An 11,910-nucleotide genomic window follows, 5' to 3' on the forward strand; every position below is an offset into this window, starting at 1 on the left:
CGAAGCGCCCTCTCAATCGCATCACGCGCCGACGATCTTGCCGCCGTTCGGATGCAGTGTCTGACCGGTGAAGTAATTGCCGTCGGACGAGGCCAGGAACAGGTAGGCGGTGGCCACCTCCCAAGGCTGGCCGGGTCGGCCAAGCGGCGTGTCGGCACCGAAATCCTCGACCATCTCGGGCGGCATGGAGCCGGGGATGAACGGCGTCCAGATCGGCCCCGGCGCCACGGCGTTGACGCGGATGCCCTTCTCGGCCAGCGCGCTGGCCATGGAACGCGACAGCGCCAGCGTCGCGCCGCGCGTGGTCGAGTAGGTGACGAGCCCGGCATTGCCTTTGAAGGCGTTCACCGAGGTCGTGTAGACGATCGCGTCGCCTTCCTTGAGATGCGGCAGCGCGGCCTGGGTGATGAACATCGGGTGCATCACGTTGCTGTCGACCGTGCGGCGCAGCCGCTCTTCCGAGATGTCCTCCAGCCCGTCGTCGAGCCATTGCTGCGCGGCGTTGACGATCAGGATGTCGAGCTGACCGAAACGCTCGACGGTCTTGGCCACGGCGCTCTCGCAATGCGCCTTCTGGCCGAGATCGCCGCGGATCAGCAGCGCCTCGGAGCCCTCCGCCTCGACCAGCTTCTTCGTGTCCTCGGCATCGCGATCCTCTTCGAGATAGGCGATCGCGACCTTCGCCCCTTCGCGGGCGAAGAGCACCGAGACGGCGCGGCCGATGCCGCTGTCGCCGCCGGTGACCAGCGCCACCTTGCCCTTCAGCTTGCCGACACCGGGATGGCGGGGGGTGTAGTCGGGGGCGGGATGCATCTCGTGTTCGTTGCCGGGCATGGTGTCCTGGCTCTGGGCAGGCACGTGTTCGGGTTCGCTCATGGCTGTCTCCCCTGTCGCTTGGGCGTTCCTGCGAACAACGGCGGCGGCTGGGCGCGGTTCCGGCAGGGACGGCGCGCGCGCGGCTGTCCGCCGGCCCGGGCGGAACCCGTCGCCCCGGCCCCCGGTTGCCCACCTGACCGGCACAAGGAGCATGGCGCATGGTGGATACGGAATACGACGCGATCGTCATCGGCGGCGGCTCGGCCGGGCTGTCCTTTGCCCGCCACGCGGCAGACCTCGGCGCGAAGGTGGCGCTGATCGAGCGGGCCGAGCTGGGCGGCACCTGCGTCAATCGCGGCTGCGTGCCCAAGAAGATGCTCTGGACCATGGCCGATGCGCTGCACCGGAGCGCGGGGCTGACGCGGGCGGGGCTCCTCGGCCCGGTGCCGCAGGTGGATCTCGCGCGGTTCTGCGCCGCTCGGGGCGATAAGCTGGAAAGCATCCGGCAAAGCTATCGCGACAAGCTCCGTGAGGCGGGTGTCACGCTGATCGAGGACACGGCCGAACTGACCGCGCCGGGCGAGGTCACGATCTCGGGCCAGAGGCTGCATGCGCCGCGCGTCGTCTTGGCCACGGGGGGTCGGCCGGTCAAACCCGACATGGAGGGGGCGGAGCTTGCCTGTGACAGCGATGCGGTGCTGAACTGGACCGCGCTGCCGCGCGACATGGCGATCATCGGCGGGGGCTATATCGGCTGCGAGATGGCGGCGATCCACGCCGCGCTGGGCGTGCGGGTGACGCTCGTCACCGATACCGACCGGGTGCTGACCGAGTTCTCGGAGCCCGCCGCGAATGTGGGCCAGGCTAACATGGTGGCGCAGGGCATCCGGATCATCACCGGCTGCACCCCCGAGGCGGTGCGCAAGGGCGAGCATGGGCTGGAACTGGTGCTCGACGCCGAGACCTCGCTGAAGGTCGAAAAGGTCGTCGCCGCCACCGGCCGCGCCCCCAATCTGGAGGCGCTCGGCGATCTGAAGGAGCGCGTGGCGCTGACCGAAAAAGGCGTGGTGAAGGTCGATGAGAGCTTCGAGACATCGCTGCCGGGGCTGCATGCGGTGGGCGACTGTGCCGACCGGCTGCCGCTGACACCAGTGGCGTCGAGCGATGGCGAGACCTTGGCGCGACAGCTTTTCGGCGCGCATCGCCCGCCCGTCGAGCTGCGCCATGTCGCCATCACCGCCTTCATCCTGCCGCCCGTGGCAGAGGTCGGACAGCCAGCGAAGGAGGCCATCTTCGAAGGGAACGCGCTCGCGCCGCTCTCGGCGGCGCTTCGCGCCGATGCGCCGCAGGATTACTACGGGCTTGGCGGATCGGAGCAGGCCGTCACCTCGGTCTCGCTGGTGGCCGAGGGCGCGCATGAGGCGATCGCCTGGGCCGCGCAGATGCTGCTGCATCGCCCCGACCGGGACAGCATGCGCCGGGCGTTGGGCGTGCATCCCTCGACGTCGGAGGAGGCGATGGGCTGACCGCCCGCCTGCTCCCATAAACCAAGAAAGACCCCGCTCCCGGAGATTGGCACGTTCCGGGAGCTAGAACACACAGGCCGGGATCACATTAGTCTCTCAGCCGAAATCGACACTTCGGCCCATCAACATGGGATTGATGCCCGAAGCAGGTACGTCGATCGAGAGTTGCGGCGCATTTTCTCGCATGACATCCATTCATTTCGAAAGCGTCTAGCTGGCCCCCGGATGCAGCGTCAGGAATGGATGACATGTCGACAAACGCCATTTCCGGGCCTTTCGCGCTGCTGGCACGCCACCCAAGTTACCTCACCCTGACCGCCGCGCAGACGCTGAGCCTCGTCGGCAGCGTCTTCACGGGCCTCGTCATATACAAGACCGTGTCGGAGGCCGATGCCGGGGCACCGATCTATGCCTTGATCTACGTTCTCGGGCTGCTGCCCGGGCTTCTCGCGGCGCAGGCAGCGCGGTTCTACCGCCACCTCTTCAACATCGGTTCGGCCCTGCGCGGCTCGACCCTGGTTGCGACGGCAGCCCTGCTCGTGACTTGGATTGGCTACGATCAGGGCAACCTGTTCCTGCTGCTGTTCAGCGAGATGGCCGTATCAGCCGCGACGGGTTTCCTGGCGGGCTACCAGTCGCTCTACGACCGCAAGAACTTCCACGAGGACGAATTGGAGGCGCTCGCCTCGGTCGATACCATCGCCTTCTCGGCGCAAACGCTGCTCGGCTTGGTAGGCGGCACGGTGCTGTTGTCGGCTGTCGATCCGGAGCAGCTGCTGCTGATCGACGCCCTCACCTTTGCCGTGGCCTATGTGGCGTTCTGTCTGCTGATCCGGCGCGGCCCCGCACGCTTCGCCCATCGCCCCGAACGAGACGCGCCCGAGCCAGCGCTCGGCGATCTCGCCCCGTTGCAGCGGCGCGCCTTCTGGATCGGTCCGATCCTCGCGGCCTTTGGCGGGCCACTGATGAGCCTCGGCCCGGCAATCATCGACGCCAAGGATTTCGACGGCAGCGACATAGGCATGGCGTTCTCGCCGGTGCTGGTCTTTCTGGTGGTGCGTGCCTTTGGCCAGATCGCGGGTCCGATCGTGGCACGACCCCTGTCGCTCGACTGTCTCGCCCGGATGCCATTGCTGCTCCCGGGCTGCCTGCTGGCCTATTGCGGCCTCTATTTCGCGATCTGGGCCACGGCCTCCGCGTCACTTGCCTACGGGTTGACCTTCGCCGCGCATGTCGTGTCGAACATCCTGTTCATGGTGGCGTATTACGCTCAACTGCGCTTCTTCTCTGCCGAGGAAATCAGCGCCATTTCGAGCAAGTCCTATGTTTATGGCACGCTGGCAGCGACCGGCGCATCGCTCCTGGCCTCCGGCGTGGTGGCACTGGCTGGCTACTTGGCCTTGTTTGTCGTGCTGATCGCCGGGTCGGCGGCCCTCGCCACGGTCGTCATCGCAACGGAGCGGTCGCGAAAGGGCACGTGAACAAGTTTGGCTGCTTGCCGGATTGAGCAAATGGCTGGTCAATCCGCCAAGAAGCGCCGGGCATGTTTTGCAATGGACGTTGATGCGGGGGAATGCCCCGGTACCCCTCCAAAGGCCACCGAACCCAGGACTCCAAAGTCAAACGCCTACCGGGGTTTTCCCGGTAGGCGCTAAAGGTATGTCTCAGTTTCCCGAACGTGCCATCCTAAGACCTAAGACTTCTGACCCTCAAATCTGCGTGGCGAACCCGTGCCCGCCACGCTTGGAGCTCAGGCCTCGTCTTCGGCTTCCGCCTCATCGGCTGCCGCGGCCTCCGGGTCCGGCACCCAGACGGCAACCGACTGCCAGCCGACGCCGACAACGCCCTGCTCGGGCAGATCGCAGCTGACCGGATCCAGCGTCGTGTCGATGGCCCGGCGCCAGCCGCCCTTGGGCAGCTTGAACTCGCAATTGTCGCCCGAGTTCAGCACCACCATCACCTCGCGCCCCTCGGCATGCGGCACCAGCCGCATCCCGAAGCAATCGAGATCGGGGTTCTCCCAGTCGCCCGGCTCCATGCGTCGCCCCTCAGGGTGGCGCCAAGTGACGGTCGGGCCGCCATCGGGGGCGTCCTCGGGCGCGCGGGCAAAGCGCAGCCGCGCCAAGCCGCCTTCGCCCTTGCGGAAGGCCATAAGGTCGGCCACCGCGCGGGTGATCTCTTCGCGCTTGTTCTCCCAGTCGAGCCAGGTGATTTCGTTATCCTGGCAATAGGCGTTGTTGTTACCGTCCTGGGTCTGGCCGAAATCGTCACCGGCGAGGATCATCGGCACGCCCTGGCTCATCAGCAGCGTGGCGAGCATCGCCTTGACCCGGCGGACGCGGCTTTCATTGACGGTCTCGTCATCGGTCGCGCCCTCGACACCCATGTTGTCGGAGAGGTTGTTGGAGTGGCCGTCCTTGCCATCCTCGCCATTCGCCTCGTTGTGCTTCTCGTTGTAGGACACCGTGTCCCACAGGGTGAAGCCGTCATGCGCGGCGATGAAGTTGATCGAGGACGTCGCCGGCCGGTGCGAATGGTTGAACTGCACCGGCGAGCCGGTGAGCCGTTCGGCCATCGCCGGCACCAGCCCCTTGTCGCGGCGCCAGAAGGCGCGGATGTCGTCGCGCGCCTTGTCGTTCCATTCGCGGAACGGCCACGGGAAACCGCCGACCTGATAGCCGCCATCGCCGATATCCCAAGGCTCGGCGATCAGCTTGACCTTAGAGAGCACCGGGTCCTGGCGGATCGCGGCGAAGAACGACCCCTCGCGCTCGAAGCCCTGCGCTTCGCGTCCCAGCGTCGAGGCGAGATCGAAGCGGAAGCCGTCCACATGCATCACCTGCACCCAGTAGCGCAGGCTGTCGAGCACCATGCGCAGCACCATCGGATGCGCCACGTTGAGCGTGTTGCCGGTGCCGGTGGTGTCGAAGCTGTGGCGCGGGTTCTCGGGCGACAGGAGGTAGTAGGAGGCGTTGTCGATGCCGCGGAACGACAGCGTCGGCCCCATCTCGTTGCCTTCGCAGGTGTGGTTGTAGACCACGTCGAGGATCACCTCGAGACCGGCGGCGTGGAACTTCTTCACCGCCTGCTTCACCTCTCGGTAGAAGCCCGATTTCAGATACGGTTTGTGCGGCGCGAAGAAGGAGAGCGTGTTGTAGCCCCAGTAGTTCGACAGTCCCTTGTCTACCAGATGCCCGTCATTGGCGAAGGCGTGGATCGGCAGCAACTCGACCGCGCTGGCGCCGATCCGGGTCAGGTGATCGATGAAGGCGTCCGAGGCGAGACCCGCGAAGGTGCCGCGATCCTCCTCGGGGACGTCCGGGTGGCGCATCGTCGCGCCCTTCACATGGGTTTCGTAGATCAGCCCGTTCTGCCAGCGGCGACGCAGCGCGCTGTCGGCCTCCCAATCGAAATCGGTATCGACCACCACGCCCTTGGGCATGAAGGGCGCGCTGTCGCGCGGGTCCGGTCCCTGCAGGTCGTCGCCCGGCTGGGTGTAGCCGAACAGCGCCGGATCCCACTTGATCTCGCCGATCAATTCGCAGGCATAGGGGTCGAGCAGCAGCTTGTTGGGGTTGAAGCGGTGCCCCTGCTCGGGCGCCCAAGGGCCGTGCACGCGGTAGCCATAGACCTGACCCGGCCCGATATCGGGCAGGTAGCCATGCCAGACCCCGCCTTCCATGCGGGGCAGGTCGAGACAGGCGATCTGCTCCTTGCCCTCGTCATCGAAGAGGCAGAGCTGCACGCGGGTCGCGTTGTCGGACCAGAGCGCGAAATTGGTGCCGTAGCCGTCATAATTGGCGCCCAGCTCGTCCGACCGCGACGCGGCCAAATCGAAAGCGGGCAGGTTCGGATGGGTGTCCTTGGCCATCGGGATGTCTGAACTCCATGGCGGCGCCCGACGGGCGGCGCGGATGACCGGCGCGGTGGCGCCGGAAAAATAGGGGGGAGGAGGCGCGCGAACACGCCCCCGACCGTGGGGAGGCTCCTGCGGCAACGCCGACCGAACCCAAGCGGTTCCTCGGTCAGCTTTCGGCTGCGAACCAATCCAGCCGGATCGCGGCGTCCCCGTCCGCCTCGTGGCGCGGCCAGACCGGCTCGCCGCCGCGCGGCGCCTCCGGGGCATGGCCCTGCCGGTCGATGCGCAACTCGAGCCGACCCTCGCCACCCTCGCGCACCAACAGCAGGGATTGCGCGGTCGGCGCCTCGACCCGCACATCGGCGGTCTCGAAGAAGCCGGGTCGCGCGCGACGCAGCGCCAGACCCGCGCAGATCAGCCGCGCCTTGCGGCCCGCGAAGCTGTCCTGTTCAGGCATCGGCTCCGGCGCGGGTCCATCAGTCGCGGCGGGCCCGGGGATCTCGTCCAGCGCCAGATCGCCTTGGAAGCACTCCGGTGCGCCCTTGGTGGCCAGCGTCGCAATGGCGCGGAAATCCACGGCCATGCGGTTGTCGGGATCGGTGAGCTGGAAGGCCCCGACCTCGGTCCCCTGATAGATGTCGGGGATGCCGGGCATGACCAGCTTCATCGCCGTCTGCGCCAGCGACAGCACCTCGCCGCGTGCCATCAGCTGGCCCGCGCCCGCGGGCAGCTCGCCCTCCCAGGCTCGCGCCAGCGCCTTGGCGAAACGCTGCGCCGCCGCCTCGGCATCGGCGTCGGGATGCGTCCAGGTGGTGACCTCCTTGGCCTCGCGCATTGCCTTCTCGACATGCTGGCCGAGCCGCTCGGCGATGTCGTCGCGTCCTTCCTCCCACATCGCCAGCAGGGTCTGCAGGATGTACCAGCGCAGGTTCGGGTCGATGTCGCGCGCGCCCTCGACGCTCTCGCTGTTGTCCCACAGTGCGAGGAAGGCCTCGGGCAGGTGGCTGATCGCGACCAGCCGCATCCGCGCATCCTCGGAGCGCTTGGTGTCATGGGTCGAAGTGAGCGTCATCTCCGACGCGGCGCGGCGCTGCATCCAGCCAGACAGCTCCTCGGGCGAGACGGTCGGCGCGTCGGGGTCCGCACCGACCTCGTTGGCGGCGATGAAGCGGTTCCAGCGGAAGCCCGCCGTATCCTCGTGCGCCTTGGCCAACAGCGCGCCTGTGACCTGCTGGAAACGGACCTGCAGCGCCCGTTCCTCGGGGGTCTCGGGGTCGGTGATGAAGCCCGCGATGCGCTTGACCGTGGCGTCCGAACGCAGCCCCTCCCCGGCCTCTTCGGCCACCTTTTCCATCAGCGCCCGCTCTTCCTCGGTGGGCGCCTTTCCTTCGGCGAAGTAGGTCCGGTAACGCGGGAAGGCTACGAGCAGCGCGATGATCGCCTCGCGCAGCGCCTCGTCGCCGATCTCGAGCGCGTCCTCGGGACCGACGGCGATCCGCGCCATGTCGATCAGCTGGTGCAGCTCGGCCGCCAGTTCCTGGCGGATCACCTCGTGCTTGGCCTTGAGCAGCGCGTCGTGGAAGCTGCCTTCGCGCCCGGTCTCGCGGCGCCAGCTCTCGTCGAGCCGCGACAGGCCTTCGGCGTCAGCGAGGATGCGGGCGATGGCGCGCGCCGCCTCGTAGCCGGTGGTCCCCTCGATCGGCCAATCCGATGGCACCGTCTCGTCGCCGGTGAGAATCTTCTCGATCCAGACCGGCGTGTCGCCGACCCGCTCGCGCAGCCGGTGCAGATAGGCGGCCGGGTCGGCCAGCCCGTCGATGTGATCGAGCCGGATGCCCTGCACCTGATCCCTGTCGAGCAGGTCGAAGAGCAGCGCATGCATGTCGTCGAACACCGTTTCGTCCTCGACCCGCATGCCGATCAAACCGGTCACGTTGAAGAACCGCCGATGGGTGACACCGTCACGCTCGTATTCCCAATGCGTCAGCCGCCAGGGCTGCGCGGTATGCGCCTCGCGGATCGCCTCGGGGTCGCGGCGCTGATCCTCGGGCGGCAGGGTGCCCTTGGCCATCGGCACGGCGAAGTATTCGGTGGCGAGCTGCGGTCCCTCCTCGCCCGCCTCGAGCCGGAAGGCCCCGGCCTCGAGCATCTCCTCGAAGGGCTGGCCGAGGAAGGGCAGTACCAGCCGCCCCTTGCTCCAGTCGATGTCGAAATGGCTGGCATAACGGCTGTCCTGGCCGTGACGCAGCACGTCGCGCAGCCAAGGGTTCTCGAGATGGAAGGCCGTGTGGTTGGGCACGATGTCGAGGATGATGCCGAGACCCGCCGCCTTTGCCGCCTGCGCCAGCGCGTCAAAGCCCTCCCGCCCGCCGAGGCAAGGGTCGATCTCGGCTGGGTTGGTCACGTCATAGCCATGGGTCGAACCCGAGGCGGCAGTGAAGATCGGCGACAGGTAAAGGTGGCTGATCCCCAGCCCGGCAAGATAGGGCACGAGCCGTCGCACCGTGTCGAAATCGACGCCCTCGCGCAGCTGCAGACGGTAGGTGGCGCGGGGAAGCTGGGTCGTGGTCATTTATGCGGGCTCACGGTCAGGGCGAAGGCAAAAGGGTCGACGGCAACGTCGCCCAGGGTGAAATCCTCCGGTTCGGAGGTGGGCGTGGTGTCGGGTGGCGATCCGAGATTGATCCGGGCCACGAGTTCCCCCTTAGCGAAGGGCCAGCATGCCGAGATCGCGCGCGGCCCGGTGCGGGTGACGCGTGCGGGACCGGCGCGGCCCGACTTCATCAAGGGCACGATGCGCTCCGCACGCAGCGACAGCAAGCGTCGCGTGAGATCGCGCCAATGTTCCATCTGGTCGGCGTCCCCCTCGAACGGGCGAGAGGCCTCGAAGGTCTGCTTTGCGTTCGGATCGGGCACTTCCTCGCCGAAGCTCAGGAAATCCTTGAACTCGCGGGCCCGCCCCTCTCGGGTGAGCCGCGCCAGTTCGCCGTCGTGATCGCAGAAAAACAGGAAGGGCGCGGTTTCGCCCACCTCTTCCCCCATGAACAGCATCGGGACGAAGGGCGCGGTCAGCAGCAGCGCATGCGCCACCTCGACCCCGCGCGGGTCCGACAGCGAGATCAGCCGCTCGCCCAGCGCCCGGTTGCCGACTTGGTCATGGGTCTGGTTGGAGTTGACGAAGGCGGTCCAGGGCAGGTGCCCAGCGGGGCGGCCGCGCCGGGTTTCCTTGCCATGGCGCGGCTGGCCCTCCTCGACATGGCCACGGGTCAGCGCCAGCACGAGGTCGCCGATCGGGTCATGCGCGAAGGGGGCGTAATAGCCTTCGCTCTCGCCGGTCAAGGCGACATGCACCGAATGGTGATAATCGTCGTTCCAGCTCGCGACATAGCAGCCGGTATCGCGCAGCTCCGGCTCGTTGCGCTCGTCCTCGGTGATCAGGTGGACAGGCCGGTCCAGCCCCGCGTCGCGCACCCGCTCCCCCAGTTCCACCAGCACATGGTGCGGCGAGGGATCTATGATCTGGTGCACCGCATCGAGCCTGAGCCCGTCGAGCCGGTAATCGCGCAGCCAGTAGAGCGCGTTCTCGATGAAGAACTCGCGCACCGCCGGCTCGGTGAAATCGATGGCCGCGCCCCAGGGCGTGTGCCGCTCCTCCTCGAAGAACTCGGGCGCATAGGCGTGCAGATAGGCACCGTCGGGGCCGAAATGGTTGTAGACCACGTCGAGGATCACCATAAGCCCGGCGGCCTGGGCCGCCTCGACCATTTCCTGCATTTCCTCGGGCGTGCCATAGGAGGGGTGCGGCGCATAGGGCAGAACGCCGTCATAGCCCCAACCGCGCGCGCCCTGCCATTGGCCCACCGGCATGAGCTCGATCGCGGTAATGCCGAGCGCGGCGAGGTCCTTCATCTTGGCCGCAGCGGCCTTGAACGTGCCCTCCGGCGTGAAGAGGCCGACATGCATCTCGTAGATCACCGCGTCTTCCCAAGCCCGGCCCTTCCAGCCGCCGGACCATTCGCGCGCGCCCGGATCGACGAGCCGCGAGGGCCCGTGCACGTCGCCTGCCTGCTGCCGGGCGGCCGGGTCGGGGCGACGCTCGCCATCGATCACGAAGGCATAGTCCTGACCCGTCTCCGCCGGAGCGGTGACGCTCCAGAAGCCGTCGTCATCCCGCTCCATCGCGGTCTCGGCGCCGTCGAGCCACAACGCGACGGTCTTGGCGGATGGCGCCCAGAGGCCGAAGCGCCACCGCTCGCCGTCACGATGTGCGCCCCAGCGCGATTGCGATGACGTGTTGCCCCGCGCGGGCGGCGTGTGCGTGCTCATGATCGTCCTCTCTGGCCCTCTGACGCGAACGGGTCAGCACAGGGGGCGGTTCCGTTCCGTCCCACCGATATCGGGGAACATCTCCTGTGGCCCTGCTCTTGACCCGCCGACAGGCTGAAAGGCCATCTCCAATAAGGAATGGAACATGGAACTGGGTATCAAGGGCAAGCGGGCGCTGATCACGGGCGGCTCCGGCGGCATGGGCAAGGAGGTGGCACGGCTGCTGATCGACGAGGGCGCAATACCGTTCCTGAGCGATATCGACGCCGAGGAACTGGACAGCGCCGCGGCCGAGATCGACGGGCTCGGCGGCCACATGGCCGCGGACCTGACCGATACCGGTGACATCGCGAAGCTCGCCGATCGCATGGCGCAGGAGGGCGGCTGCGACATCCTCGTCCACGCCGCGGGCGTCACCGGCGCCAAGGGCGATCCGCTGGAGATGACCGACGACGACTGGATGGAGGCATGGGAGATCGATTTCATGTCCGCCGTGCGCCTCAGCCGCGCGCTGGTGCCGCACATGGTCGACAAGGCTTGGGGCCGGGTGGTCTTCGTGACCTCCGAGAATGCGGTGCAGCCCTATGCCGACGAGGCCGTCTACAACGCCGCCAAGGCGGCGCTGCTGAACTTCACCAAATGCGTCTCGATGCCCTATGCGCCCAAGGGCGTGCTGTTCAACACCGTCTCGCCCGCCTTCATCGAGACGCCGATGACCGACGGCATGATGGACAAGCGCGCCGAGGAACTGGGCGTGAGCCGGGACGAGGCGATCGAGAGCTTCCTCAAGGAGGAGCGCCCCTTCCTGACGCTGGGCCGCCGCGGCCGGGTCGAGGAGGTGGCCCCGGTGATCGCGCTGCTGTGCTCGGACCGTGCCAGCTTCACCGTGGGCTCGGCCTACCGCGTCGATGGCGGCTCGGTCGGCACGATGAACATCTGAAACACGAAGGGGCCGCGCCATCGGCGCGGCCCCTGCCCTGCGATCCGTGTCGGATCACTCCTCCATCGGGCCACCGGCTTCCTTCCAGTCGCCGATGCCGCCGATGTTGGTGACCTTCTGGAACCCCATCTCCTTGAGGGTCTTGCCCGCCAGTGCCGCCTGCCCGCCCGCGCCGCAGACGAGGTGGATGTCGGCATCCTTGCGGAACTTCGGATCGTGGTACTGGCTGTTCTCGTCGGCCATGAACTCGATGAAGCCGCGCGGCGCATGCAGCGCGCCCTTGATGGTGCCGGTCTTGGCGATGGCGCCTGAATCGCGCACGTCGACGAAGAGCGCGTCGGTGCCGTGCTTCTTAATCGCCTCCTCGGCCGGGATGCGCGTGACCTGCGCGTTGGCCTCGTCGAGATAGTCCTTGGCGGTCTTCATGGATGCCCCCTGAATTG

General features: G+C 67.3%; 8 protein-coding genes. 3 read left to right on the plus strand and 5 right to left on the minus strand.

From position 1 onward, the window contains the following. Nucleotides 1-21: 21 nt before the first annotated feature. Nucleotides 22-876: an SDR family oxidoreductase gene (locus tag T8T21_RS09850; RefSeq protein WP_183473286.1), complete on the minus strand. Its 855-nt coding sequence runs from the start codon at nt 874-876 to the stop codon at nt 22-24. A gap of 158 nt (nt 877-1,034) precedes the next feature. Here T8T21_RS09850 and T8T21_RS09855 point away from each other — a divergent pair, with 158 nt between their 5' ends. Beyond that, a complete protein-coding gene (locus tag T8T21_RS09855) occupies nt 1,035-2,342 on the plus strand; it encodes a dihydrolipoyl dehydrogenase family protein (RefSeq protein WP_322335457.1) in 1,308 nt (435 codons plus the stop codon). A gap of 248 nt (nt 2,343-2,590) precedes the next feature. Beyond that, nucleotides 2,591-3,823 carry a hypothetical protein gene (locus T8T21_RS09860; RefSeq protein WP_322335458.1) on the plus strand — a complete coding sequence of 411 codons (1,233 nt, stop codon included), beginning with the start codon at nt 2,591-2,593 and terminating at the stop codon, nt 3,821-3,823. A gap of 269 nt (nt 3,824-4,092) precedes the next feature. Here the strand turns inward: T8T21_RS09860 and glgX are convergent, their stop codons facing one another. The 3 genes from glgX to treZ all read right to left on the minus strand — a co-directional run bounded on the left by glgX (nt 4,093) and on the right by treZ (nt 10,527). Next, nucleotides 4,093-6,213 carry a glycogen debranching protein GlgX gene (gene glgX / locus T8T21_RS09865; protein ID WP_322335459.1) on the minus strand — a complete coding sequence of 707 codons (2,121 nt, stop codon included), beginning with the start codon at nt 6,211-6,213 and terminating at the stop codon, nt 4,093-4,095. 154 nt (nt 6,214-6,367) lie between these two features. Next, nucleotides 6,368-8,773, minus strand: a complete 2,406-nt coding sequence (gene treY / locus T8T21_RS09870; protein WP_322335460.1) for a malto-oligosyltrehalose synthase — start codon at nt 8,771-8,773, stop codon at nt 6,368-6,370. Further along, nucleotides 8,770-10,527 (minus strand): malto-oligosyltrehalose trehalohydrolase, encoded by a 1,758-nt coding sequence (gene treZ, locus T8T21_RS09875; protein ID WP_322335461.1) that lies wholly within the window; start codon nt 10,525-10,527, stop codon nt 8,770-8,772. The genes treY and treZ overlap by 4 nt, the downstream gene beginning before the upstream one ends. 145 nt (nt 10,528-10,672) lie before the next feature. Between treZ and T8T21_RS09880 the strand changes: the two genes are divergently transcribed. Further along, nucleotides 10,673-11,467 (plus strand): SDR family NAD(P)-dependent oxidoreductase, encoded by a 795-nt coding sequence (locus tag T8T21_RS09880; protein WP_322335462.1) that lies wholly within the window; start codon nt 10,673-10,675, stop codon nt 11,465-11,467. A 54-nt stretch (nt 11,468-11,521) separates the two neighbouring features. Here the strand turns inward: T8T21_RS09880 and T8T21_RS09885 are convergent, their stop codons facing one another. After that, nucleotides 11,522-11,893, minus strand: a complete 372-nt coding sequence (locus tag T8T21_RS09885; RefSeq protein WP_322335463.1) for a rhodanese-like domain-containing protein — start codon at nt 11,891-11,893, stop codon at nt 11,522-11,524. Between the last annotated feature and the right edge of the window lie 17 nt (nt 11,894-11,910).

The organism is Limimaricola variabilis (assembly GCF_034371605.1).
GTDB classification, from domain to species: domain Bacteria; phylum Pseudomonadota; class Alphaproteobacteria; order Rhodobacterales; family Rhodobacteraceae; genus Limimaricola; species Limimaricola variabilis.